Below are 26,049 nucleotides of genomic sequence, written 5' to 3'. Positions count from 1 at the left end.
CTGAAGGAGCAAGTTCTATGGCCATCAAACCTGGGCCCAAGCCAATTGCCGAATCAACCGGCAAGACAGACCAGCGTCGCCGTGTAACCCCCGAGAACAAGCCTAAGCATCCCGACCTGGACGTGCATAAGCACAAGAAGGGTGATTGATGAGACCCCGCCAGACATGGCGGGGTTTTATTCTCGGTTAGCAGGTGTCACCGGATTTCCAGTGGGCATCTCCTAATTAATGCCGAAAAGCTTGTAGTAGGGTTGTTGAGGAGGACATGCTGGTGCGACTGTGTCGAGGAGCTTTCTGGATATTTCTACCCTTAACCCTGTCGGCTACCGATGGTAATGAGCGCTTAGAGAGGTCTACAGCCGACACATGCCAATGGCGTCGAAAACCATCATGGCGGATTTCTCCAAACGTTTACTCGTAGGCTTCACAACGCGATTGACGACTTGCTCGATATGCATGACTCCCAGGGTGAAAGCTGAGTGGGCATTTGAGGTGCTGACCAACCTGGCTGATGCATCGCAGCATGCAGCTATCAGGCGCTCGCACTGAGGGACGTAGACTCGAGCGGCGCCCTCGGCCCAGTCGAAATTTCAAACTCATTGCTTGACACTGTAGCTACTACAGGCTGTTCAATGACGCCATATCCTTATTGGTAGATGCGTCATGAGCCAGGAAAACCCGTCGAAAGCCAAATTGCACCTCGTGCCGAAGTCGGACGATTGCTGTTCTGCTGACCCCCGCGAGACCTTCGCCAAACAGGTTCATTCTCGTGCACATCATGTTGAGCATGGGCCTGATCACGCCGAGAGCTTGGGCAGAACGGGATCGCATGCGTGCGGTTCGAAGGATTCTCAGCCTTGTGGAGCCAAGTCCACCGACCATAATCAAGACCATAGCGCACACGATCATGGCACTTCAGCTCAAGCCCATTCCGATGCCGACCATTGCTGTTTGAGCAAAGTGGATTCCGCAGGGGCGGTGACTTCACATTCGGCCATGGCTGAGCCAGAAGGCACGACCCTGGTTCGGTATCGCATTGATAAGATGGATTGCCCTACCGAAGAGCGGCTAATTCGTAATCGCTTAGAGCCGATGCCTGGCATCGCACGACTTGATTTCAATCTGTTGGATCGTGAGCTGACAGTGCATCATCGCTTGGATGATCCGAAGGCGATAGTCATCGCTTTGACCGCGCTGGATATGGGGCCCAATCTCATCGAGGCCGGCGCAACCCCGAATGCCATTTCACCTGCTCTGACGACGCGCTTGAAAGGGCTGCTGGCGGTCAGCGGTCTAGCTGCCATCGCCGCTGAAGTGATCGCTTGGACGACCGGACAGGAGGGTTCTTTGCCTGTAATGTCCTTGGCTGCGCTGTCCATTCTTACTGCTGGTCTACCAACTCTGAAGAAGGGGTGGATCGCTGTAAAGAACTTCACATTGAACATCTACTTCTTGATGTCTTTGGCTGTCTTGGGTGCCATGGTGATTGGCAAGTGGCCGGAAGCCGCGATGGTGGTTTTCCTTTTCGCTATTGCCGAAGCCATCGAAGCACTCTCACTTGAGCGAGCGCGTAACGCGATTAAATCGCTGACTGCATTAGCTCCTGAGACTGCGGAAGTCATGACCGAAGCTGGCTGGAAAGAACACCCGGTTGAGAATGTCGTTCTCGGCAGCCGTATTCGTGTTCGCACAGGGTCGCGGGTACCGCTGGATGCGAGGGTGGAATCTGGTCGTGCTGCTCTCGACCAAGCCCCTATCACTGGTGAAAGCTTGCCAGTAGATAAGGCAGAGGGGGATCCGCTATATGCTGGCAGTATCGTGACAGACGGCGTCGTGGAGGCGACTGTCACGGCAGTCGCTGGCGAAAGTACGCTCGCTCGTATTGCTGCCGCGATTCAGGATGCGCAGTCTCAGCGGGCGCCGACGCAGAGGTTCGTTGACCAGTTCGCACGGTATTACACCCCAGCCGTAGTGGCGGTGGCATTTCTTGTTGCCGTTTTAGGCCCAGTGCTGCTTGGTGGTACGTGGGGTGAATGGTTGTATGAGGCCCTGGTGTTGTTGGTCATCGCGTGTCCTTGTGCCTTGGTCGTCTCAACGCCTGTCACTGTTGTGAGTGGTCTTGCCGCAGCCGCACGGCATGGAATCTTGATCAAGGGTGGTGCCTACCTGGAAAGCGGGCGCCTGCTGAAGGTGGTTGCTCTGGATAAAACAGGCACGTTGACTCAGGGCAAGCCAGTTCTGACTGACTCAGATATATTCAGTGACTTGTCTATCGAGAAGGCAACTTTGATTGCTGCGAGTCTTGATGAGCAAAGTACCCACCCAGTAGCGAAAGCATTGGTCAATGGGTGGAAATCGCAGCAGCCTGGCGCTGTGGCTCTGCCTGTCAGTGACTTCAGTGTGCTAAATGGCCGAGGCGTGAAAGGCACGATCGACGGTCATCTTTGGCATCTAGGCAACCATCGTTTGGTTGAGGAGTTGGGCGTGTGTTCTTCGGAGCTGGAGGCCAGACTTTCACGGCTTGAGGAAACTGGCAAAACGGTGATCGTGCTATGCGGCAATAGCGGCCCCGCCGCGATATTCGCGGTCGCAGACACAGTCCGACCGGAGAGTGTTGAAGCTGTGGCTGCTTTGAAGGCTTTGAACGTGGTTCCAGTAATGCTGACTGGGGATAATCCTGCGACGGCGAGGTCGATCGCTGAGCAATTGGGCATCGAGGATGCCCGTGGAAATCTGATGCCAGAGGACAAGCAGACTGCAGTCGCTGAACTCAAACGCAGATATGGCGCCGTTGGGATGGTTGGTGACGGCGTTAATGACGCCCCCGCCTTAGCGCAATCCGATATAGGTTTCGCAATGGGAGCCGCAGGGACAGCGACAGCTCTCGAAACAGCTGACGTTGCGATCATGGACGACGACCCTCGAAAAATCGCGTACTTTATCAGCCTGAGTCGCCGATCCGCCTCGGTTCTAAAGCAAAACATCATTTTGGCTCTGGGCATAAAAGTTGTCTTCTTGGCGTTGGCTCTCTCTGGTTTCGCGACATTGTGGATGGCCGTTTTCGCCGACATGGGGGCGAGCTTGCTCGTCGTATTCAATGGCTTGCGGCTGCTGCGTCGGTGAAATGGCTGCTGCGTTTTATATAGCTCATTCGCTGGAGGAGAGAACCATGCACTGCCCAGTTTGCAAAGAAGTACTGTTGGTAATGTCGGAACGTCAAAACGTTGAAATCGACTATTGCCCGCAATGTCGAGGTGTTTGGCTTGACCGGGGAGAACTCGACAAGATCATCGAGCGTAGCCAGCAGGAAGAACAAGAAGCTCGTTTTCTTCCACAGAGCGTATCTCAGTCGCTGCAAGGTACACCTCCGTCTGAACCTGTGTATGCCCAGCCGTCTTCTGGCCACCATGACAACAAACGCGGCACTAAGCACGGCCACTCCGCGCCGCAGCCTGGTCACGGTGGTGGTTGGCGGGACGGATATCAGAACGGCCATCAGAATCAGTCGAGGCATCAGGAAGAGCAGGTTTATCATAAGAAATCGTTTTTACGGGAAATTTTCGACTAATATTTGCTTGGATACAGCGATCCGCTAATCAGACTCCAGCCGGAAGATTTGATCAGCCGGCTGTAGCTTTTTCGAAACCCGGTATCCGGTATTCAACCAGTTTAGTAGAGCGGTTCCTCAGCCACTAGCGGGCCCGAAAATCCTGTAAAACCGTCTCTCCCCTTGACTTGCTCATCCCAATTACCGGGTAGGCGCTGCGTCGGTCACCTGACTCCATTCCGAGCGATCCCACGGGCATACCGAAGGCAGCTATTCCGTCCAGATTGGCTCGTCGACTTAGTTCAGCAATTTGTGTGACCGGAACATGGCCTTCGACGAATTTCCCACTTACAACTCCCGTGTGGCACGACGCCAGATTTACGGGTACGCCGAGCTTCTCGTTCATATCGCTAATGTTGTTTTCCATATAGTCGACCACTCCTTCAGATAAGCGATCCACCTGGTCCAGCAGCCACAGTTAGGGGCTTTGTAGACGGCAATTGATTACGCTGCCTGTAACAATGAGGCTGCATTTAGCGTTGCAACGAGTGCAATGACTTGAACGGTCTTTTTGAATGAATTCATGGCTGATGCTACTTAACGAAGAGAAAGAGAGGAGGAGTTAGCGTGCATAGCCTCACCGACGGTGGCCAGATGGCCGTGACTGGGGTTCAGTTCCAGCCGCTGGTTGATGCGCTGCGCGACGTGGTTCTCGGGCAGCAGATTATTCAAGCCGATGAGACACCTGTGCAAATGCTCATGCCGGGAACTAAGAAAACCCACAGTTCTTATATTTGGTCCTATGCCACCAGCCAGTTCTCGGACGCGGCAGCGGTGGTTCACGACTTCAGCCCTAGCCGCGCCGGAGAACACGCTCGCAACTTCCTGAATGACTGGAAGGACAAGCTGGTCTGCGATGATTGTGTCGGTTACAAAGCCAGCTTCGAACTAGACGTGACCGAGATCGGGTGAATGGCTCATGCGCAACGTAATTTCTTTGAGCTGCACGCTAAGAATAAAAGCACGCTTGCGGAGCAAGCTCTGCGTTATATCCAGTTGTTGTACGAAATTGAAAGCGAAGTCGCGATCTGGGGCCGGATTTACGACTCCGAATACGGCAAGAAAAAGCTGTACGGGTGATGAATATGCTGCACGCCAGGTTGATTGCCTAGCGTGACCTCGTGCCTGAAGTCTCAGCCATCAGCAGAGCACTCGATTACAGTCTCGAACGCTGGGCAGCGCTGTCGCGCTACCTCGATGACGGGGCTGTACCCATAGACAATAACTGGGCAGAGAACCAGATCCGATCATAGGGCCTTGGGCGCAAGAACTGGCTCTTTGCAGGGGCCTTACGCAGCGGAAAACGTGCGGCAGCGATCATGAGTCTGATCCAGTCTGCGCGCCTGAATGGTCATGATCCGTATGCATATCTGAAGGATGCTCTCACGCGGCTGCCGACGCAGCGGGCGAGTGAAATCGATCAGTTGCTGCCGCAATCTTTTTAATCACGCAAGGCGTGATGCCCGGACGCTTATGGCGATACTCAAGCTAATGCAAAAGTTCTGACGATTGAGCAAGTGTGACGGCTTAACCCGACGGCAAGGGGAGGTGTCGAATATCGTCAACCATCAACGCAAAACGCCGTAATCGTTTCAATATGTAGCTTTCACTGTAGAGTTTAAAAGCGTTATGCAATGAGCTTGCAAGGTATCTAGAGAGCCGGAGTGATTCACTTGCTCGCCTTCAGAGATCATAGAGTATGCGACCTTTAAGTCACGACCGTATTGTCCACTCCATGGCATGCTTAGGCTTCATGCCCCGGTAGATTTATCATATCCACACGCAACTACATGGATATGTGCGCCGTGGCACCGTCACGTAGTTCGTCTCACCAGATTATGAGAGTATCAACTGATAAAAATCCACGTTCCTTGAACTACACTTTATCATCGGCAACTACGTTACTCACAAATACCTAAAGTGAAAGCGGGTCTGAACGCTTCCACATACATTGGACACTGAAATCCAGCTTGTGGATAAGCATTATCGAGCGCTGTTTCGGGGGGGTATGGTGTTTTTTCGCACCACGGTTTTGGACCGGTAGGCGAGTTGAAAGCTTCGATTAGCAAGTTTTTTGCGCGCCGAAATGTATATCCGACGCGGTAGGCCAGAAGCGCCAAGTGAAAGACAAACTTGGATGAAACCTGAAGTGCCCGTGAGTCGGCGAAATCACAGGAGCGTATGTGATTGCTTCAAGAACAGCACGCTAGCGTTTTTCTAGAACATATCCTACGCCTCTGAGTGTATGTATCAGTTTGTTTTCAAAAGGATCATCCATCTTGGCTCTTAATCTTCTAATTGAAACTTCTACAACATTTGTATCGCAGTCGAAATTCATGTCCCATACCTGAGATATGATCTGTGTACGACTCAGGACAATTCCCGTATTTCTCATTAAATAGTGCAGAAGTGCGAATTCCTTCGTTGTTAAGTCGATACGCTGACCGTCTCTAAACGCCCTATGACGGCTTTGATCCAGCTCCAGATCGGCTACGCGAATGATCTCAACAGATGCTGGATTATCAGACCTGCGCATCAGTGCGCGAACTCGAGCAAGCAGTTCCGGGAATTCAAAAGGCTTAATTAGGTAATCATCTGCACCATTCTCTAGTCCTCTGATTTTATCAACCAAGCGACTTCGAGCAGTAAGCATCATAATTCTACAAAGACAATTGTTTCTTCGCAACAATTCAAGTACCTGCCACCCATCCATCTCCGGCAGGTTGATATCTAGGATGATTAACTCGTACATATGTTGTTTGGCCAGAAAAAGCCCGTCGTATCCGGTATGTACGCAATCCACGATATAACCGCTCTCCGTAAGGCCTTGGCGCACATATTCGGCAGTTTTTACTTCGTCCTCAATTACCAGAATTCGCATTGGATTTTGTCTCGATATGACTGAGCTGTTTTAACTACGCGAATGCGCTGTCATCATTGGCAGGAATGATAATTCAAAACCACTTGGGTGGGGGCTAAATAACGTACTTGTAATCAGTGAGCAATACACTTGATAACATCGCGATATATTATATCGTGGCTCGGACCAACCAGTTGCGGGTTATTTCTCTACTGCTGAATTGACCTTATGAAATGTTGGGTTGTTTTTTTTATTATGGCCATTTTATTCCGTGCAGATGAGGGCGATTTTTCTCATGCTGAAGAAGGCGGTCACTGGTGCAGTCATGAACTCCATCGGGACGCGGTGCGCGTACTCGAAGATTTACTCGAATTTTAGGTAAAAAAAAGCGCCCCAGGGGGGCGCAAAATATTCACCTTTTACCAAAGGAGCATTTAAGCAACTCAAGGTGAATTCTTTAAGCTCGCTATTTTTGTTTTAGGCGAGTCACATGAATAAATCGATCTTGTTTAGGGCTCACAGTATCGAAAGTGGATATTCAACGATCAGGCGTACTTCATCCAAGTCCGATTCGAATGCAGTGGCACGAGTATTTGCTTGACGTAATCGCAAGGAAAGATCTTTCGCCGCACCTGTTTGTACGACGTATTTGACTTCAATATCACGCTCCCAACGTTTTTGATTCGTGAGCGGATCGCCGTTACCATCAGTGCGCATATAGAATTGATTGGCGTTCGAATAGTCTGCACCAGAACCTCTGGCATAACGAGTCATGAACGATAGCCCCGGAATACCGTGGCTGGTCATGTTCAAGTCGTAGCGCAGCATCCAAGAGCGTTCCTTCGGTGAGTTGAAGTCGCTGTACTGTATTGAGTTGTCAACGAAGATTGAGTCTGATTGACGAAGGTAGTCGAAGTCGTCATCGCCATTGTTTCGCTGATGAGACAGTGCAAGAGTATGCGCACCGTACCGGACGCCGAGCTTGGCGCTCCATATATTGTTGTCGAATTCGCCCAGGCGCTTCTTGCCTTCATCTACAGCTTTGTAGTAGTTGAATCCGCCGATAAGCGTCAAATCATCGCTGAGTGGGTAAGTGAGGCTGCTACCGGCATAGTATTGATTCCAAACATCCTTCAATTGGCTGGCGTAAAGGCTCACCGTGATGTTGTCGTTGACTTGGTAATCACCGCCGCCGTACCCAATCCAAGGCGAGTTGACCGGGCCGGCATAAAATGTGGCAAAGTTATCGTTCAAGTTGCTGGAACCAGGCTGGCTCATCGCATGCAGTCGACCACCCTGCAAGGTTAGGCCTTGAATGCTACTATTTTCGACCGTCACGCCGCGGAAACTTTCAGGGAGTAAGCGAGAATCTCCCGATGCCACGACGGGTGTTGCGGGGAAAACATCTCCAACCTTTACGACAGTATCAAACAGCCGAAACTTCGCTGCTCCACCCACCTTAGTGTATTCATCACGTGCTTCGCCGTCACCGTTAACAGGCAGCACGTCAAAGCTGCTACGGCCACCGTTGCGCCCGCCACCAGTATCAAGCTTGATGCCAATCATTGCAAACGCATCTATACCAAAGCCCACAGTGCCCTGCGTAAAACCAGAGTTGAATTTAGTGATTATCGCATGTGCCCAAGCTTCGGAATAACCGTTGGTATTGCCTTTGCCGCTGTTGAAAGTCGGCGCAGATGCATCACGATTATCACGATTGAAATAGAAGTTGCGGTTTAGAACAGTAAGGCTGCTACCTTCAATAAAACCTTCTGGTTTACCTTCCGCTTGTGCCGTGAGGGCATAGCTTCCAGAAAAAGCTGAAACCGCAGCCAAATACAAAGTTACTTTGTGTCTCATGCGATGCTCCTTTGATTACGGCAGTTTTTATTATGATTTACCTACGCGGGTATAGTCTGTTGTTTTGGCCCGGTGGAGCACTTAGAATAGCGCCTGGGTCATATTTGCAGATCAAAGATAACGAGTCGGTGACGGGGTGATTACAATTCTGTTATCAGGTATTTCCACCGTTGCAGGGCTTCCAGAATCTTTTTCACTAAATCCCTGCGTTTCGCCTGAAAGCTTTCTATTTCGACTATCCCCCCAGGGTTTCTAACGAAATTGTAATTTTATAGCCACCCCTCTGATAGTGATCGCTGATTAGAGTGCCATCACCTGATCCAGAGGAGCTTGGCAGCTGTTTAGGCGTTCTCGCCAAGCTTTATCAAAGTTTGTGCATGAGGACTATCAAAGTGCCCTGGTATAATCACATTGCTTTATCTAAAACCCCCATCTTTCCTTTGAAAGTCTTTGTGTTCTGTATGGTCTTGTCTGGATTGTGGGTGCCTGCCGCATTTGCCCAGAGTCTCAGTCTGGCTGAAGCGCTTTCGACGGCAATAGACGCTAACCCCGATCTTGCAGCAGCACGTCAAGAGATCGGAATCTCTGAAGGAGTGCGCAAGCAGGCTGGACTCATCCCCAATCCTGAAATTTCTTATCAAGTAGAAGACACCCGTCGTAATACCAGCACGACGACTGTCGCGCTTAGTCAGCCGTTAGAGTTGGGTGGCAAGCGACGTGCTCGTGTCGAGGTTGCAACCTACGGTCAAAGCGTCGCGCAGTTAGAGCTGGACCGTCGAGTCAATAGCCTTCGTGCAGATGTTGTTCAATCTTACTACGCTGCTTTGAGAGCTCAGACCGGCTTGAATCTGGCAAAACAATCATTGGAGCTCACCGAACGCGGTCTGCGCATCGTCGATGGACGGGTGCGTGCCGGTAAGTCCTCGCCGGTGGAAGCCACGCGCGCTCAGGTGCAACTGGCTGAAGCCAAGTTACAGGTAAGGCGCGCTGAAACCTTGAAGTCAACGGCTTACCAGCAATTGGCCCAGTTAATAGGCAGTTCGGTCACTGCATTTGATCGTCTTGACTCGCCAGACCTATCTCCCGGCAAGCCGCCGCAAGCTACAGAATTACTGGCGAAGCTCGATCAAACCGCAGATATGCGTCAAGCGCTTGCTCAAATAGATAAGAGCGATGCCTCACTAGGCGCGGAAAAGGCGCAGCGCATCCCGAATCTCACGGTGAGTGTTGGTAGCCAATACGACCGCTCTATTCGCGAGAGGGTCAATGTCGTGGGGCTGTCGATGCCTTTACCGCTGTTTGATCGCAATCAGGGCAACATTCTTTCCGCTTCTCGCCGCGCAGATCAGGCCCGAGACCAGCGAAACGCTGTTGAGCTCAGGCTACGTTCCGAAACTCAAACCGCAGTGAATCAGTGGGCTACCGCCATGCAGGAGGTCGAGTCCTATGACAAGACGATCCTGCCTTCAGCTCAACAGGCCGTGGATACCGCAACTCGTGGATTTGAGATGGGCAAATTCGGTTTCATCGAAGTGCTGGATGCTCAGCGCACCTTGATAGTTGCTCGTGGCCAGTACCTCGACTCTTTGGCGGCTGCGACCAATGCGCGTGCTCAAGTGGAAAGGGTGTATGGCGACGTCGGCTTGACTGCCAATACGCGCTGAACAGGCCAGGCATTTTCCTTGTATGCGTCTTTGAATAAGCCGGTACCTAAGATCAGCAGGAGTAGCAATGGATAACAAACGCAAGATCGCGCTCGCGGTAATCGCTGTGGCAGTCCTCGGATTTGGCAGTTTCGCCTGGAACTCCAGTTCCGAGCAGCCTCCAGTCAGTAAGGCCGAACATGGCACTGAAGATGGCCATGAGAGAACTGCTGTAGCACCTGCTAAAGACGGGGGGGATGAAGGTCACGGTGAGGAAGGCCACAGCGAAAATGCCAATGAGGAAGAGGGCAAGATGACGCTTAGCGCCGAGCAGATTGAGGCTGCGGGCGTCGTTCTGGAAGCAGCTGCTCCCCGTGAGATTAGCACTATTGTGACTTTTCCTGGCGAAATACGGTTTGATGAGGACCACACCGCACATGTGGTACCTCGCGTTCCTGGAGTTGTTGAAAGCGTTCAGGCGAACCTGGGCGAGTCGGTCAAGAAGGGCCAAGTCCTTGCGGTGATTGCCAGTCAACAGATCTCGGATATGCGCAGTGAGCAACAAGCTGCACAGCGACGTGTTGAGTTGGCACGCTTGACTTTTGACCGCGAGAAGCAGTTGTGGCAGGACAAAATCTCCGCCGAGCAAGATTACCTTCAGGCGCGACAAGCTTTGCAAGAAGCTGAAATATCACTGGCCAACGCTAAGCAAAAGGTCGGAGCAATCGGCGCTTCGGTCAATTCTGCAGGCGGTAACCGCTATGAACTGCGTGCGCCTTTCGACGCAGTTGTAGTGGAAAAGCACCTGACCGTCGGTGAGGTGGTCAGCGAGGCAACCAATGCTTTCATCCTGTCCGATCTTAATCAGGTGTGGGCAACTTTCGCGGTTCCTCCTGGCGATCTCGGAAAGGTCGTGACTGGCCGCTCGGTAAAGGTTTCTTCTCCTGACATGAAGGCTGAGGTCGAGGGCAAGGTGGGTTACGTAGGCAGCCTTTTGGGCGAGCAGAATCGTGCAGCGCCCGTCCGTGTCACTCTGACCAATCCCAATGGGGCCTGGCGACCGGGGCTGTTCGTGAGCATCGCAGTCACGTCACAAACTGATCAAGTTGCTGTAGCTGTTCCAGAGTCAGCGGTGCAGACCGTCGAGGAAAAAACTGCAGTTTTCGTGAGGACCACTGAGGGCTTCGACACTCGCAGGGTAACTCTAGGTCGCCGTGCCGGTGGCTATGTGGAAATAACCGAAGGCCTCCAATCGGGTGCCCAAGTGGCAACCAGTGGCAGCTTCACGCTCAAGTCTGAGCTTGGCAAAGCGTCTGCCGAGCATGGCCACTGATGCGAATTTACAGGATGATTTCTTATGTTTGAACGTATCATCAGATTCGCCATTGAGCAGCGCATCGTAGTAATGATCGCAGTTCTAATCATGGCCGGTATAGGTATCTACAGCTACCAAAAACTGCCCATTGATGCGGTGCCTGATATCACAAACGTCCAGGTGCAGATTAACACTGGCGCCCCTGGTTACTCGCCGTTGGAAACCGAACAGCGGATCACGTTTCCAGTTGAAACGGCCATGGCCGGTCTTCCGGGCCTTCAGCAAACCCGATCCCTATCTCGCTCCGGCTTGTCACAGGTCACCGTGATCTTCAAAGACGGTACTGACATCTTTTTTGCCCGCCAACTCATTAACGAGCGTTTGCAGGTTGCAAAGGAACAGTTGCCAGATGGGGTCGAGGCCGTCATGGGGCCTGTATCCACCGGGCTTGGTGAAATCTTCCTGTGGACCGTTGAAGCGGAAGATGGCGCACTCAAAGAAGATGGTACTCCTTACACTCCCACCGACCTGCGAGTGATCCAGGATTGGATTATCAAGCCGCAGCTGCGCAACGTCCCTGGTGTTGCCGAGATCAACACCATCGGTGGCTTCGCCAAGCAGTTTCTGATTGCGCCGGACCCGAAGCGGTTGGCTACCTACAAGCTGACACTTAATGACCTGGTAGTTGCATTGGAAAGCAACAACGCCAACGTGGGCGCCGGTTACATCGAGCGTAATGGTGAGCAGTTGCTCATTCGTGCGCCGGGTCAGGTAAGCAATATCGAAGATATTGCCAACATCGTAATTACCAGTGTAGATGGCACGCCGATTCGCATCAGCAACGTTGCTGAAGTCAGCATCGGTAAAGAACTGCGAACGGGGGCTGCTACTGAGAATGGTCGCGAAGTAGTACTCGGTACCGTATTTATGCTGATTGGTGAAAATAGTCGTACAGTGTCCCAAGCTGTGGCCACCAAATTGACCGACATCAACCGCACCCTGCCGAAGGGCGTGGTTGCTGTGACCGTTTATGACCGTACCAACTTGGTTGAAAAAGCCATTGCGACGGTGAAGAAGAACTTGGTGGAAGGCGCGATTCTGGTAATTGCTATTCTCTTCCTGTTCCTCGGCAACATCCGCGCAGCACTGATCACCGCAATGGTGATCCCGCTGTCCATGCTATTTACCTTCACAGGTATGTTCAACAACAAGGTTAGTGCAAACCTAATGAGTTTGGGAGCACTCGACTTTGGCATTATTGTAGATGGTGCCGTGGTTATAGTAGAAAACGCGATCCGCCGACTGGCTCATGCGCAACACAAGCATGGTCGCATACTCACCAAAGCAGAACGCTTCCATGAAGTCTTTGCCGCTGCAGGTGAAGCTCGCCGGCCACTGATATTTGGCCAGTTGATCATCATGGTAGTGTATCTGCCGATCTTCGCCCTAACCGGCGTCGAAGGAAAAATGTTCCACCCCATGGCATTCACTGTCGTAATGGCGCTGCTGGGGGCAATGATTCTTTCCGTAACCTTTGTTCCTGCTGCTATCGCCATGTTCATCACTGGCAAGGTCAAGGAAGAGGAGGGCGTGGTAATGCGCACCGCCCGACAGCGCTATGAGCCGATACTGCAATGGGTTCTTGGGCACCGGAACATTGCGTTCTCGGCTGCAGTAGCTCTGGTCGTACTTAGCGGTATACTTGCAAGTCGTATGGGTAGCGAGTTCATTCCCAGCCTTAGTGAGGGCGACTTTGCGATGCAGGCTATGCGAGTGCCCGGAACGAGCCTTACTCAGTCCGTCGAGATGCAACAGCGCCTGGAGAAAGCGGTAATAGCGCAGGTCCCAGAAGTAGAGCGGATGTTCGCACGCTCGGGTACTGCAGAAATCGCATCTGATCCAATGCCGCCTAACGCCTCTGACGCCTACATAATGCTTAAGCCTCAGGATCAGTGGCCAAATCCCAATAAGCCTCGTGATGAGCTGATCGCTGAGGTGCAGAAAGCCGCAGCAGGTGTCCCGGGAAGCAACTATGAGTTGTCCCAGCCGATCCAGTTGCGTTTCAACGAGCTGATTTCGGGCGTGCGTAGTGACGTTGCGGTGAAAGTTTTTGGCGATGACATGGACGCGCTCAACAGCACCGCCAACAAAATCGCGGCATCGCTTAAAGCGGTACCGGGCTCATCGGAGGTCAAGGTTGAGCAGACTTCCGGCCTTCCTGTGTTAACCATCAACATCGACCGCGAAAAAGCAGCACGCTACGGTTTGAACATCGCGGATGTGCAAAACTCAATTGCTATTGCTGTGGGTGGCCGCCAGGCAGGTACATTGTATGAGGGCGATCGTCGGTTCGATATGGTGGTGCGACTGCCTGAGACCGTGCGCACTGACGTAGCGGGTATGTCCAGCTTGCTGATTCCTGTGCCTGCTAATGTTGCTCAGGATGCTAATCAGATAGGGTTCATTCCTCTGTCCCAAGTCGCTAATCTTGACTTGCAGTTGGGCCCGAACCAGATCAGCCGCGAAAATGGGAAACGGCTGGTAGTAGTTAGTGCAAACGTTCGAGGCCGTGACCTAGGCTCGTTCGTTGAAGAAGCGACTAAGTCGCTGGCTACTGTGCAGATCCCAGCAGGCTACTGGACTACCTGGGGTGGCCAGTTTGAGCAGTTGCAATCAGCAGCCAAGCGTCTGCAGATCGTTGTTCCAGTCGCATTGCTTCTGGTCATGACACTGCTGTTCCTGATGTTCAACAACTTGAAGGATGGCATGCTGGTCTTCACCGGAATTCCATTCGCACTCACCGGCGGTGTAGTTGCACTGTGGTTGCGGGATATCCCGCTGTCTATCTCGGCGGGAGTTGGCTTCATTGCGCTGTCCGGTGTGGCAGTTCTAAACGGCCTGGTTATGATTTCTTTTATCCGCGGGCTGCGGGAGGAAGGACGTACCCTCCGGCAAGCGGTAGATGAAGGCGCGTTGACACGGTTAAGGCCCGTTCTGATGACAGCCCTAGTCGCATCCCTCGGATTTATCCCGATGGCTCTCGCAACAGGTACCGGTGCTGAAGTTCAGCGGCCACTGGCGACAGTGGTGATTGGCGGGATTCTTTCGTCTACCGTGCTTACTCTGTTGGTGCTTCCTGCTCTGTATCAATGGGCACACCGCAAAGATGATGATGGTGATGAAGCGGGTAGCTGATAGCCCATAACAGAAGCCCACAGCAACGTTGTGGGCTTTTCATTCTGGATATTGTTGTCACCTTTCAAAATTGTAAGTTTACCGTCATGCCGGTGATGCCTGTGAGTTGATAAGGTTACTCCCAATAAGATTGATATTGAGAGGACCTTATGAAAAAGCTTATCATTGCGGCAGCCCTAGCTGTTTTGCCTATAGTTTCACAAGCTACTACGTTTTCCGAAAAGAAGCAGTTGCAATATATTCAGGAACATCAGAACGCCGTGGCTAGCTATGCGGCGAAAAATAATAAGCCAATACCAGAGATTCAGGACTACAAGTATGGAATGAAGATTGATGTTGCAAAATTTGTGCGTCAGTCCCAGGATCCCCGTACTTGCGAGGTGTATCAACGGTTGATGACCTACGAAGACTCGCGGGGTGAGCTTAATACGATTCGTTATTCTTTGTTTTCCCAATGTGTCAACAACAAAAATTGAATGCATCGATAGGATTTTTAGAGGCCATAGAAAAACGCCAGGCGATGCCTGGCGTTTTCTATGGTCCTTGACATGTTTTAACCAAAGATTGTCAGTCCTTGCCCCCCTCCCCAAAAGTAAGTCAAGTCCAGCTAAAAAATTTAGGCCGGCGAATTTGCACTCAGAAGCAGCGAATTTTGAAAAAAACTGATTTCTGTGACATCCAGGCAAAGCATGAGCACTGACTCAGTCGAAGTGCGGCTTGATAAGGGTGTTTATTGGAAAGTTTATAATTGGCTCGGGGCTTAGGCTTACTTAAAGACTTAACTCCGGATAATTGCTTTAGGTGAGTCCTCAGGCTTTGAACGAAAAACGAAAGTCGATGGTGTGGCAGCAAGTTCTGGGTCGTACTAGCTTGCTACCCAACCAAAAATAAACACTGAATATATGGGCTTAGCTCGACGACACGTACGTTTAGCAGGTTGCTTCTTGTTTAAACTGATGGGCGCTCGTGAGAAAATGGATCACTGGTTGGTAAGTTGATACTTAATTGGTGTAATTATTGGTGTCGTTACTGGTTTTCATGTTTTGAGAAAGTGCTTAATTGTCCAAGATCTAAAGTGCCATCATGTATATGCTCTTATCAGAATTGTAATCTCTGGATCATGCTAGAGTTATTTGTTCAGTTTATTATTAGGGTTTTTTGGTGTTTGTTGGGTGGCACAGCTATTGTCGAGGTGCTGCATCATTTAGTTCTGAAATTACATGCAGTTCACTTTTTTTTCACTTCGGGTTGTTTAGTCTTTGTAGATGGAAAATACAAGCATGTCGATCATAGCTTTGCTTATTCGTTATCTAGGCATTGGATTCGTAGCAACCGGGGGGCACTATTTTGTATTTCTCCTGCTTATTGTAAATGGAGTTACTGATCCAGTGTTAGCCAGCGTTGGCGGAGGCGTGATAGGCGCTATTATTAGCTATATTGGTAATAGAAGGCTCAGTTTCGTGGCGACGGGAATTTATAAGCTTCAACCTATCAGGTTTGTACTTGTCTCGTTGGCAACTAATATCGGTAATGGTGTAGGTATGTGGGTTCTGATTAAATTCAATCTCTCACCGCTTGTCTCTCAGATTTTAGTGACTTTAACCCTAACTGCGCTCGGATTCACTGCGCATCGTTTCTGGACATTCAATCATGCGGACATCACATCGGCTTTCCGAACGCGCTGACCCCTTGTTAACAATAGTGGTTCCTTGCTTTCAAGAAGAGCAAACCATTCCGGAATTTCACAAGCGCATCACCAGAGTTGTAAAGCGCCTGCCTGTTTCGTGCGAGATTCTCTATGTCGACGATGGTAGTAGCGATCAAACTGCAGACCTACTTCGACACTATCAAGATGGATCAAATGTACGATGCCTGTTCCTAAGTCGGAACTTCGGAAAAGAGGCTGCGTTAAGTGCAGGGATCGACCATGCACGCGGTAGCGCATTGATCTTCATTGATGTCGACCTTCAGGATCCACCTGAACTCATCTCGAGTATGGTATATCATTGGCAGATGGGTTACGACGTTGTGAACATGCAACGCGACTTGCGAACTGGCGACTCCTGGCTAAAACGCACGAGTGCACGTAGCTATTACTGGATCATGCAGCGCCTGGTGGAGAAAGTTGATCTTCCGGTGGATGTCAGTGACTTCCGTCTGATTGGTCCTGCTCCATTGGCCGCCTTAAGAGCGCTGGACGAACGCTCCAGAATTCTTAAGGGTTTGATCGGCTGGGTAGGCTTTCGCACCATTGAGTTACCCTACAATCGCACTTCCCGTCATGCCGGCAATACCAAGTGGAACGCCGCTAGCCTGCTGGACCTAGCCATCGAAAGTATTCTCAGCTTCTCCCGCAAGCCGCTTCGTATATTCAGTCTCATTAGCTTCAGTTTCTTTGTCTCCAGCATCTGCTACCTGCTCGCAGTACTGGTAGCAGGCTCCTTTGACATCCATCACCTGCTTGTCGGAATTGCTTCATTCATGTGCGTGGGTGTTGCACTGGTGGGCGAGTACGTAGGCGTAACGCTCGCGGAGGTCAAACGCCGCCCCCTTTATTTTCTAAATAGTAATAATGAAGCGCGACCCATGACTATTCATCCTCCGGCTTCCTCACTCGAGGGTAAGAAATGCTGAATTTGAAAAGCGAGCGAACATTGTGGTTCATCCTGAGTTCGATTCTGCTTTTGCGTCTCCTGGGGCTGGGCGTATATCCCCTGATGGATACCTCTGAAGCACGCTACGCTGAAATGGCACGCAAGATGGTTGAACTGAGTGACTGGGTGACTCCGATGTTCGATTACGGAGTTCCATTTTGGGGCAAGCCACCGCTGTCTTTCTGGACCCAAGCGGCGAGCATGACGGTATTCGGCACCAATGAGTTTGCTGCTCGATTCCCAGCCTGGTTTCTCCACTTGGCAAGCTGCTTCATCATCATCAGGCTCGCGACACAGGAGGTATCGCGCAAGGCGGGCATTTGGGCAGCCATCATCTTTTCCGGCACGGCGCTGGGCTTGGTGTCCAGTGGTGTTGTGCTGACTGACCCCGTTTTATCGTTCTCGATCCTGTTGGCCAGCTATGGTTTCTGGCGTTGGATGAAGTGCGCAGGCAAAGGGGATGCCTACCTTATGTTCTTAGCTCTCGGCTTGGGCCTGCTTGCTAAAGGGCCACTGACCTTGGTACTGATGGGCGCGCCAGCATTTTTTTGGATCGTCATCTACAAGCAATGGAATCGGGTATTGAGGCTTCCTTGGGTAACGGGGATTGCTCTCATGTTAGGTATATCAGTGCCTTGGTACATTGCAGCCGAAATGAAGACGCCGGGTTTCCTTGAGTATTTTTTTGTCGGCGAGCACTGGAGCCGATATGTTGTAAGTGATTGGGCCGGGGATCTCTACGGGAGTGCTCACGCCAAGCCCTACGGCACCATATGGATTCAGCTTGGCTTAGCGTTGCTTCCTTGGACTTTCTTTCTACCCCTCGTTATTAGCAGGCGTGGGACGATGCAGCGCTTCGATGTATACCTTTGGCTTTGGGCATTGGCGACACCTGTTTTCTTTACTTTCTCTGGTAACATTCTCTGGACCTATCTTCTTCCTGCTCTGCCTGCATGGACGCTACTCCTTGCCGAATGTATCAGCGAAGTGGGCAGAAAGACTGCTTGGGCTGCTGCAGCGAGCGCTCTGATGCTGCCAGTCGCGGGCGCCGGTATTATCTATAACGGTGTGCTTGAGGATCGTCCTCAGAACCAGCGAGATTTAGTGCAGGCCTGGCTGGATGTGCAGTCGTCTCAATCGGGCCCCCTGATTTATCCTGGCCGCCGCTCGTATTCGTCGGAGTTTTATAGCCGGGGAATGTCCAAAAGCATCAAAGATCCTGACAAGTGGCCTCGCGACAGATCGTTCTACCTTTCCAGGCGTTTGCGCGACAGCGATTCTGATCTACCTGTAGACGTTGGTTGCAAAATAATCACTGAAACGAACGCGAGCCAACTGCTTCTATGCCGCTGGAAGGACACTGCACAGGATGGTGAAAATATTCTAGGAGATAGTGCTACTGGCTCCCGTTGAAAGTAAGAGCCCGGCGAAGAGAGTATTTAAATTTCTAGCTGCTTTTCAGTTTAAAGTGAATAATCCATCTCAGGATTTATCTTTGATGCTGAAAAATTATTTAATAAGTACAATTAGGGAGAGGTTGCTAAAAAGCCAGATATTAATCTGGCTTTTTGTCGATGGCTTTGATCGTGTTAATTGTTTTTTACTGTCTCTTAGTTGTCGACTTGCTGCTAATGCCCTTAGGTTCTTTCTGTTTTTCTTGAGCAATTTTCTGCTTACTTTTCTCCGATACATCAGGACCCCATAGACGAGCTTGCTCGGCTCGGAAGTTATCTTTGAAATTTTTGGTTCGCTCGAAACCGTCTTCAGCAAAAGCGGAACTCATAAATCCAGTCAGTACGATACCAATAGAGAGGAGTTTTATGAATTTCATTGTGCCCTCGATGTTTACTAGGTCTGCTTAACTAGCAGCCTTTGTGGTTTGATAGTTTAGGATTTTGAAGCTAACAGCAGGGTGAGGGAATCATTACAATTTCGTAATTTATGCGTTTGGTGAAACGGTATAAATTTTGTGTTTGTGAAAGCTCCGAAGCAGGCTATTTTTCTTTCATAACCTTTAATGTGATATCTAAGCCATTGATGTTTTTGGATTTTTTGCCACTAGTGGAAGCTAGCCATAAACGATCTAAAGACTGTGTAGCAGCGATTGGATATTTTTGTTTACGCATCGAAGCTAACGGCTAGATTAGCTGGCATCTCAAATGCGGCGCCGTTGGCGGTTAGTCAAACTGGCTGTCGAATTTTTTTGACTCCGTCTGTGGTTCACTCAGAGGGGCGTGAAAGAGTTTAAGGCGGGGGGGGGGGGGGCGTGCCGATAAGGTCGCGTTATATGTGGCTGCTCGCCATATTTTCGGGTAGGGCTGCCTTCCCCTCTAGACGTCGAGCTAAAGACCAAAACAATACGGCAGCCCTCAGGCATTAAAGCTTTCAAGTAAAAAAGAGAGCTCTTCTAAAATCGGCCCCCTCCATATACGGGACCTAGGCTGCGCCCATTTGCGTTTGCTTCATTTGGGTGTCGGGAAAGTTGAGGTGAAACCAGGTAAAATTCTGATCAGTCACTTCTACGCTCGCAGAACCCTGATGCAATCCCATAATTGACTGTACTATAGCTAGGCCCAGACCCGTACCACCTTCATTTCGTGCTCGGCTTTTGTCTACACGGTAGAACCGCTCGAACAAATGCACCTGGTGTTCCTTGGCGATTCCGCGCCCCGGGTTACCAACACTCAAGGTAGTTCCGTTAGCACCGCGTTGAACTTTCACGTAAACCGTCCGGCCTCTTGGGCAGTAGCGAATCGCGTTCGAGACAAGGTTCGAGATGGCTCGTTGAATCATTATCTGATTGCCACGCACCACGCCATTTCCTGTGAGCTGGAGTTGTATTTCGCCTTCTTCGGCCGTAATGCTGAAGAGGTCGCAGACCCGCTGAATTTCGTCGAGCAAACAGACATTTTCGAATTCTACCATTGACGCGGGGTGGCTGACCTGGGCTAGAAATAGCATGTCGGAAACCATTCGACTCATGCGGTCCAACTCTTCCGTGCACGACTCCAAGACTTCTCGGTACTCAGGAAGAGACCTTTCCCGGGTCAGCGCAACCTGAGCCTTACCCATGAGATTGGACAAAGGTGCACGCAGTTCGTGAGCAAGATCGTCCGAGAACTGCGATAGCTGCTGAACCCCATCATCTAGACGCATCAGCATGATATTGATTCCATCGCCGAGCTTCTTCAGTTCTGCCGGCATCCCCTTCGTTGGTAGGCGATGATCAAGGCTCTCGGTGGAAATTTTCGAGGCAATCCTCAAGAACTTGGTCAGAGGCAGTAGTCCTCTGCGCACAGTCCACCATCCAATGGCCAAGATCAGCAAGAGAATAAGAGGCGAGACCATCAGCGCCCAGGTTAGCAATGCATCGAGCAGGGCTTGGTTGGCTGACTGGTCCATGGTCATGAACACACTAACTTCGGTTCCATCGCCTAGATTCATTACTCGCGAAGCGCTAAGTAGCGGGCGACCCGTGGAGTCACGCCACTCGTGCTGTTTAACCTGCTCGGTTGGCTTGAACTTGTGCACTTCCAGGTTGACTGCCTTCGAACCTATTGAGAGCAGTGGAGTTTGCGTTTGTCCTGACTCAAAGATGCTGACGTACAGATTATTGTGCCCCATGACCAAGTCAACTAGCTGGTGCGCGTCTGGATTGACATCAGCGATACTAGTGATAGCGGATAGGTTGTGAGTCATACCCGCCATTTTCACTTCGAGGTCCATTCGGGAGTTTCTCTCGAGAGCTTGGCTCACCATCACATACCCAAAGGTGGCGAAAAGGAGGAGCAGCGCTGCGCTCATCAAACCGACTTTGAATCCCAGCTTCACAGCCAGACTGAACGGCCTCATGCGCGCTCCTCCAGAACGTACCCTATGCCTCGAAGTTTATGTATGAGCTTGGTCTCAAATGGATCATCGATCTTCGAGCGTAATCGCCGGATAGAGACGTCAATAACGTTATTATCGCAGTCAAAGTTCATGTCCCATATCAGCCAGATGCTCTGAGAGCGTGTAAGTGCTTTGCCAGCTCGACTAATGAGAAGGTGCAGGAGAGCAAATTTCTTGGTGTTGAGGTCTATGCGTGTAGATCCACGGAACACCCGATGGCGCACAGAGTCGAGCTCTACATCCGAAATTCTCAGCGCGTTTTTCTCAAAAAGCTCGTCGCCACGTCTTTGCAGCGAGCGCATGCGAGCAAGCAGCTCGGGAAACTCGAAGGGCTTGACGAGGTAGTCATCTGCGCCACCGTCCAAACCCTTGAGCTTGTCGTTGGTTCGTCCCCAGGCAGTCAGCATAATGACGCGGACCCGGCTGGTTTCTCTAATGACTTCCAAAAGGTCCAAGCCATTGATGTCAGGGAGGTTCACATCGAGAAGCAGAAACGAATAAATATTAGTATTGAATAAGTGAGCGGCATCAACACCATTGTTTGCTATATTTACGATGTACCCGCTTTCAGAAAGGCCCTGCTGAAGGTATTCTACGTTTTTGGTTTCGTCTTCCACAACTAGAACGCGCATAACTTATCTCAGGATGTGAGTAAAATAATAGTCCAATCGGCCGCCAGTGTGGTTATACGCTGATTGGTAGTACTGCTGTGTGCTTGGTGTTTAATTTCATTATTTATTTTCATGCGCATTACATTAACTCAATAATAACTGATCCTAGCGCGAATTGGCTAAATGCGCGTAAGCTTTGCAAATTTGTAATTTTTGCGCAATATTATTGATAGTTATGATAAATTGATTGTTTGGAATAATCGAGAATCTGTCAATGGTAAGGTTTTTAAGGCCAAAGCTGGCGGATGCCTTCAGTGCGCGTAGCAGGCGAATCTGCCTGAAGGCTCCTTTAATATTGGCCGCCGCTCAACTCGATTAGTCGTTAAATTTAGAGGTGGCAGTAATGCATATTTAAAAGCGCGTATAGTCTTGGGGAACGCATCTTAAGTCGATTTTTCTTAGGGCTTCTGCCTGCAAATACAACAATTAGCGTCATCAAAAAAACGACTAGTGTGAAGGCTTCGGAGCATTATCATGAAAGGCTGCTTGCTCCATTTGAATCGTGCAGTGATGAATTTCGAACGATTTACTCACCGCGTCAATGACTGATGCGAGAATAACATCTCGATTTAATGAATCTCGCACGACTACGTGCGACGTCAGGATATTGCGGCCACTACTTAGAGCCCAAACATGCAGATCATGGACCTCCATGACCCCATCTACTCCAAGTATCAGGGACTCTATTTCCGCAATATTGAGATTGTCGGGTACCCCTTCCATAAGTACCCCCCAAGCTTTCGCGCAACAACTGCCAAGTACGTGGAAACACCCATATACCGATTGCTACGGCGACAATCGTATCGACCCAGCTCCAACCTGTAAATCGGATGACAAGTGCCGCTATGATCACGCCCAATGAACCAAGCATGTCGCTCCAGACTTCAAGATAGGCTCCCTTGAGATTCAGACTTTCACTGCTGGCAGAGGAGAGCAGACGCATCGATATCAGGTTCACAAAAAGACCCCCAATTGCGATCCACATCATCTCACCGGTAGCAATCTCCGACGGTACTAGCAAGCGCTGATACGCCTCGTACAAAATGTAGGCAGCGACCATAAAGAGTAATAAGGCATTGAACGTTGAGGCTAGGATCTCTATGCGAGCATATCCAAAAGTCCGTTTCTGGTCCGCTGGCCGCTTGGCTATTTGGAGAGCAATCAGTGAAATTGCCAGAGCAGCAGTATCTGTGAGCATATGTGATGCATCAGACAGCAGGGCTAGGCTGCCGGTAACGCATGCTCCGATAACCTCCGCAATCATAAAAATACCAGTCAGGGCAAGCGCCATGAGTAGTTTTTTCTGGTGTCCTTCACGTAGAGCGGCACCGCCATGAGCGTGATTGGATCCCACATGCTTCTCCTTGCCTAATGTAGTGGTTGGCTTCAATCTAGATTCTCATCGCTACAAACAAAAACACAAATATGGATCCTACCTTTCAGAACGGCTAATAAAACTCATTTAAACTAATTGTAGTTTAGGATGAAAGTATGTTGTTGGTATGCGATTTTTTGCAGACCTGCGTCTCCTCTAGCCGGCGATACGGTGCTAGTCAACAGCCTACTTTGACACGGCTCAAAAAAAGAAGGTTCCGCTGGGATTGTGTCAGAATTGTAATTCTGCTGTAGCTATCTCGTTATCCGTCGTCAAAAATAATACGGCTAGCTAAAAATTTACGCTACGTAGCGGTGTCGCTAAGCACAGACACGAAATTACCTCAAACTCCTCGCAACGCTGCTGAGTAACATAATTACCTAGTTTTTTAACGCCGGCCGCGGTCAATATTTTCATCGCAAATTCTGATTCCTTAATCACTGAACTATCTCGTAAGGAAGAAACCGCGGGTTTTGAAATGATGCTCGGCGATACGGAGCTCGAGAGTGCCGTTCGATGTGAGGGGTTAGGTCGATGACACCGTTGAGATGCGGAACGGACTGAGGCTTAACCATTAACACCGATTGTCGAAAGTGGTCGTCGCTACCGACCCAAAAGGGGCGAATGGCGGTAATTTGGATGCCGCTAGACGCTGGCATCGTGTGCCGATTACCGACAGCGTAACCTTTCATTCTTGAAGAGTCGTATTTACCTGAGTCAAGCGACATGCGTGCTCACCCCAGATCGCAGCGGCTTTGCGACACGCTTGATTCATTCGCACACCTAGCCAGGTAGCAACTTGAATATTGGTTGTGGGTGAGGAGGTTATTGAAGTGAAAATCGGAGTTAGCGGCGCCGGCAATATTGGGGCTACCCTTGCCCGCAAGCTCGTCGCGTGCGGCCATGAAGTTAAGCTGGCAAATTCGAAAGGCCCCGAAAGCCTTCAAAACCTGGTCAGTGAAATCGGCGCACACGCTGTGACCAAGGAAGAGGCAGTGTCCGAGGTAGGCGTTGTGATCCTCTCGATACCCTTCCCAAAATATCCAGATCTCAAACAGACGTTAAAGAATGTCCCCGAGAAAGTCGTTGTCATTGACACGTCCAATTACTATCCGGGACGCGACGGGGCAATCATAGAAGTTGACGACGGCAAGCCCGTGAACGTTTGGGTAAGCGAGCAGTTTAGCCGCCCGGTCATTAAGGCTTGGAACGCCGTCCTTGCAGCGACTCTTGCCGACAATCGGCAACCAACTGGATCTTCGACACGCATTGGCTTACATGTAGCAGGGGATGACACTCATGCAGAGGCCGTCGCGCAGGATCTCGTTGAGGATACGGGCTTTATCGCGCTTGCCGCTGGTAGCCTTGAAGATTCGTGGCGTCAGCAACCAGGAACACCAGCCTACTGCACCGAGCTAACATTGCCGGAGCTGAAGATGGCGCTGGAGGCGGCAGACAAGGTACGGGCACCTCAAAACCGAGACGCACTTATCGCAAAATTTATGGTTCCCGGCAGTCAGTTTACAGATGAGCAAATTGTTGCCACAAATCGCGCTAGGACGGCCTGACTACCGGATTAGGCGGGATTCTTTGCTAGAATTTCGCCTAATTGATCTAGTCGCTAAACTCATCTCTTTACGTAAACAGGGCACTGCAGACGCGTGCCTAACTCAGCGTCTGGATGAGGCCGCGAATTTCCTAACCTGTCCTGTATCGCGGCCTAGGCCACGTCACGTTGTTCAAGCATCCGCTCAATCTCAGCGCCAGCTAAAGCGTCGCAAGCGTGCGGCGTGGTCTACTACCGATCTCAACTATTAAGGCGTTGGCGTCAGGAAGGCGTGTTTACCGGACGCTTACCTTCAAGGAATTCCGGGCAACACAGAAACAAGAACGCCGATTTGATTGATGATGTTCGTGCGAGCAAACACATCTAACAAACCGGCGTTCTTATGTGCGATATTATACTTTTCTTCCTTTTTGGGAGGGCTTTTCTGTCGTTAACACAAAGCCTGATGGTGATGCCCTCCAGATCGATCTGACTCCCCGCGCCAAACTAGACCGTCTCGTTTTGAAATAGTGGGCTGTGCCCAGTGAGAAAGATTTGCCCCAGGTATTTGGGGCGAAGGGCAACGGCGCCATCGGCTTGTTCTGCCGTCATTTCGAGCTCCTCTACGAAGAAGTCCCAAAGCTCCTCATTCGTCGATACCTCGTTATTGGCGAGCTGATCTTCGATGTTTTCAAGGATTTGTTGGGTCAGGTTATTGAAGATTAGATTCATGTGCTGCTCCTGTTGAGTCGAGGAGCGCCCAGGAGGGAGCCTCTCATGAATGTGCCGATTGGCTTGGCGTATCGCCGGCATCGTTAGGTATTGGAGATATTCCATACCTGCAGTTTGAAGTTGTGTAAATAGCCGAGCTCCGAGAGCCGACTGCACTGTTGGCGTAGTTGCTGACGATCAACAGTTGTGTCCAGCCTGACTGTATAGCTTAGAGGCCAGATTGTGCCGAACAACTCGGCATCTGCCTCGAGGTCGTTGGTTGCGCCGGTCGGGGTCATCCCGAACGGGGCATCCTCTTTTGATACCTGTTTATTGGTGGCCGGTAGGGCGGGCGGATTATTACGCTGCACAGGCTTGGAGAGGTTGGAAGAAGACTCTTCATCCATAGGGTCAGGCTCGTTTGGCGAGAGCCTGGCGGCGTCTTCTGGTGTCAGATTGTCGACGTCGTCGAGGCTCATGCTTTCCAGCCTTGCACGGATCTCAACGATCAGGCGGCCTGCTGTGGAGTAATACGAAGGACGGATCTCCGTTATCAGAAAGTCGCCTCGGTATTTGCCTTCATCGTACTGATCGAGGAGTGCGTCTTTGATCACGAACTCACCGATAGAGGTCGAAAGCCGTCCGACGTTGAATTCGCCATTACGGCCGCTGATGGTACGGATGGCCAGTTGGCCGGGGATGTTGATCATGGGCAGCTCCA

The 26,049-nt window shown here is 50.7% G+C and carries 19 protein-coding genes and 2 pseudogenes; 12 read left to right on the top strand and 9 right to left on the bottom strand.

The window, feature by feature from the left end; translation table 11 throughout:
- The first annotated feature begins 17 nt into the window (after positions 1–17).
- From CRN80_RS31470 to CRN80_RS04025, 3 genes are all read left to right on the top strand, one after another.
- The gene (locus CRN80_RS31470; RefSeq protein ID WP_024073362.1) at positions 18–149 is read left to right on the top strand and encodes a hypothetical protein; all 132 of its coding nucleotides are present in this window, start codon (positions 18–20) and stop codon (positions 147–149) included.
- A gap of 514 nt (positions 150–663) precedes the next feature.
- Positions 664–3,123 carry a heavy metal translocating P-type ATPase gene (locus CRN80_RS04030; protein ID WP_024073364.1) on the top strand — a complete coding sequence of 820 codons (2,460 nt, stop codon included), beginning with the start codon at positions 664–666 and terminating at the stop codon, positions 3,121–3,123.
- Between the two features lie 46 nt (positions 3,124–3,169).
- Entirely contained in the window at positions 3,170–3,568 is a 399-nt protein-coding gene (locus CRN80_RS04025) for a zf-TFIIB domain-containing protein (protein WP_073844972.1), read from the top strand.
- A gap of 124 nt (positions 3,569–3,692) precedes the next feature.
- Here the strand turns inward: CRN80_RS04025 and CRN80_RS04020 are convergent, their stop codons facing one another.
- Positions 3,693–3,974, bottom strand: coding sequence for a DUF411 domain-containing protein (locus tag CRN80_RS04020; protein WP_181125140.1), 282 nt, complete (start codon positions 3,972–3,974; stop codon positions 3,693–3,695).
- 233 nt (positions 3,975–4,207) lie between these two features.
- On the opposite strand from CRN80_RS04020, the pseudogene CRN80_RS04015 reads away from it, so the two are divergent.
- Positions 4,208–5,052 (top strand): annotated as a pseudogene (locus CRN80_RS04015) (IS66 family transposase); the annotation flags it as partial.
- Between the two features lie 761 nt (positions 5,053–5,813).
- Here the strand turns inward: CRN80_RS04015 and CRN80_RS04010 are convergent.
- Positions 5,814–6,488 carry a heavy metal response regulator transcription factor gene (locus CRN80_RS04010; protein ID WP_019818115.1) on the bottom strand — a complete coding sequence of 225 codons (675 nt, stop codon included), beginning with the start codon at positions 6,486–6,488 and terminating at the stop codon, positions 5,814–5,816.
- A gap of 495 nt (positions 6,489–6,983) precedes the next feature.
- Positions 6,984–8,327, bottom strand: a complete 1,344-nt coding sequence (locus tag CRN80_RS04005; RefSeq protein ID WP_098949602.1) for an OprD family porin — start codon at positions 8,325–8,327, stop codon at positions 6,984–6,986.
- 392 nt (positions 8,328–8,719) lie between these two features.
- Here CRN80_RS04005 and CRN80_RS04000 point away from each other — a divergent pair, with 392 nt between their 5' ends.
- The 7 genes from CRN80_RS04000 (at position 8,720) to CRN80_RS03970 (ending at position 18,547) form a co-directional block, all read left to right on the top strand.
- Positions 8,720–9,991, top strand: a complete 1,272-nt coding sequence (locus tag CRN80_RS04000) for a TolC family protein (RefSeq protein ID WP_131672237.1) — start codon at positions 8,720–8,722, stop codon at positions 9,989–9,991.
- 67 nt (positions 9,992–10,058) lie between these two features.
- A complete protein-coding gene (locus CRN80_RS03995; protein WP_024073370.1) occupies positions 10,059–11,303 on the top strand; it encodes an efflux RND transporter periplasmic adaptor subunit in 1,245 nt (414 codons plus the stop codon).
- A gap of 24 nt (positions 11,304–11,327) precedes the next feature.
- Positions 11,328–14,480: a CusA/CzcA family heavy metal efflux RND transporter gene (locus tag CRN80_RS03990; protein WP_024073371.1), complete on the top strand. Its 3,153-nt coding sequence runs from the start codon at positions 11,328–11,330 to the stop codon at positions 14,478–14,480.
- A gap of 149 nt (positions 14,481–14,629) precedes the next feature.
- On the top strand, positions 14,630–14,956 hold the full coding sequence (locus CRN80_RS03985; protein WP_019818112.1) for a DUF2790 domain-containing protein: 327 nt from the start codon (positions 14,630–14,632) through the stop codon (positions 14,954–14,956).
- Between the two features lie 789 nt (positions 14,957–15,745).
- Positions 15,746–16,165: a GtrA family protein gene (locus CRN80_RS03980; RefSeq protein ID WP_024073372.1), complete on the top strand. Its 420-nt coding sequence runs from the start codon at positions 15,746–15,748 to the stop codon at positions 16,163–16,165.
- The gene (locus CRN80_RS03975; protein ID WP_024073373.1) at positions 16,131–17,114 is read left to right on the top strand and encodes a glycosyltransferase family 2 protein; all 984 of its coding nucleotides are present in this window, start codon (positions 16,131–16,133) and stop codon (positions 17,112–17,114) included. The genes CRN80_RS03980 and CRN80_RS03975 overlap by 35 nt, the downstream gene beginning before the upstream one ends.
- Complete coding sequence (locus CRN80_RS03970; protein WP_019818109.1) at positions 17,108–18,547, top strand: glycosyltransferase family 39 protein; 1,440 nt, start codon at positions 17,108–17,110, stop codon at positions 18,545–18,547. The genes CRN80_RS03975 and CRN80_RS03970 overlap by 7 nt, the downstream gene beginning before the upstream one ends.
- Before the next feature lie 187 nt (positions 18,548–18,734).
- Here CRN80_RS03970 and CRN80_RS03965 read toward each other — a convergent pair whose 3' ends face one another.
- The 4 genes and pseudogenes from CRN80_RS03965 to CRN80_RS03950 form a co-directional block, all read right to left on the bottom strand.
- On the bottom strand, positions 18,735–18,965 hold the full coding sequence (locus tag CRN80_RS03965) for a hypothetical protein (protein ID WP_019818108.1): 231 nt from the start codon (positions 18,963–18,965) through the stop codon (positions 18,735–18,737).
- A gap of 605 nt (positions 18,966–19,570) precedes the next feature.
- Entirely contained in the window at positions 19,571–20,986 is a 1,416-nt protein-coding gene (locus tag CRN80_RS03960; protein WP_019818107.1) for a heavy metal sensor histidine kinase, read from the bottom strand.
- Positions 20,983–21,657 (bottom strand): heavy metal response regulator transcription factor, encoded by a 675-nt coding sequence (locus tag CRN80_RS03955; protein ID WP_019818106.1) that lies wholly within the window; start codon positions 21,655–21,657, stop codon positions 20,983–20,985. Before CRN80_RS03955 ends, CRN80_RS03960 begins: the two co-directional genes overlap by 4 nt.
- Before the next feature lie 486 nt (positions 21,658–22,143).
- Positions 22,144–23,050 (bottom strand): annotated as a pseudogene (locus tag CRN80_RS03950) (cation diffusion facilitator family transporter).
- 854 nt (positions 23,051–23,904) lie between these two features.
- Between CRN80_RS03950 and CRN80_RS03945 the strand changes: the two are divergent.
- Entirely contained in the window at positions 23,905–24,639 is a 735-nt protein-coding gene (locus CRN80_RS03945) for an NADPH-dependent F420 reductase (RefSeq protein ID WP_032873293.1), read from the top strand.
- Positions 24,640–25,124: 485 nt separating this feature from the next.
- Here the strand turns inward: CRN80_RS03945 and CRN80_RS03940 are convergent, their stop codons facing one another.
- Positions 25,125–25,349, bottom strand: coding sequence for a hypothetical protein (locus CRN80_RS03940; protein WP_019818103.1), 225 nt, complete (start codon positions 25,347–25,349; stop codon positions 25,125–25,127).
- Positions 25,350–25,432: 83 nt separating this feature from the next.
- Positions 25,433–26,038: a DUF3275 family protein gene (locus CRN80_RS03935; protein ID WP_019818102.1), complete on the bottom strand. Its 606-nt coding sequence runs from the start codon at positions 26,036–26,038 to the stop codon at positions 25,433–25,435.
- Positions 26,039–26,049: the final 11 nt, after the last annotated feature.

The sequence above is a fragment of the Pseudomonas sp. FDAARGOS_380 genome, assembly GCF_002591235.1.
GTDB classification, from domain to species: Bacteria; Pseudomonadota; Gammaproteobacteria; order Pseudomonadales; family Pseudomonadaceae; genus Aquipseudomonas; species Aquipseudomonas salmasensis.
This window is presented reverse-complemented; position numbering and strand designations above follow the sequence as displayed.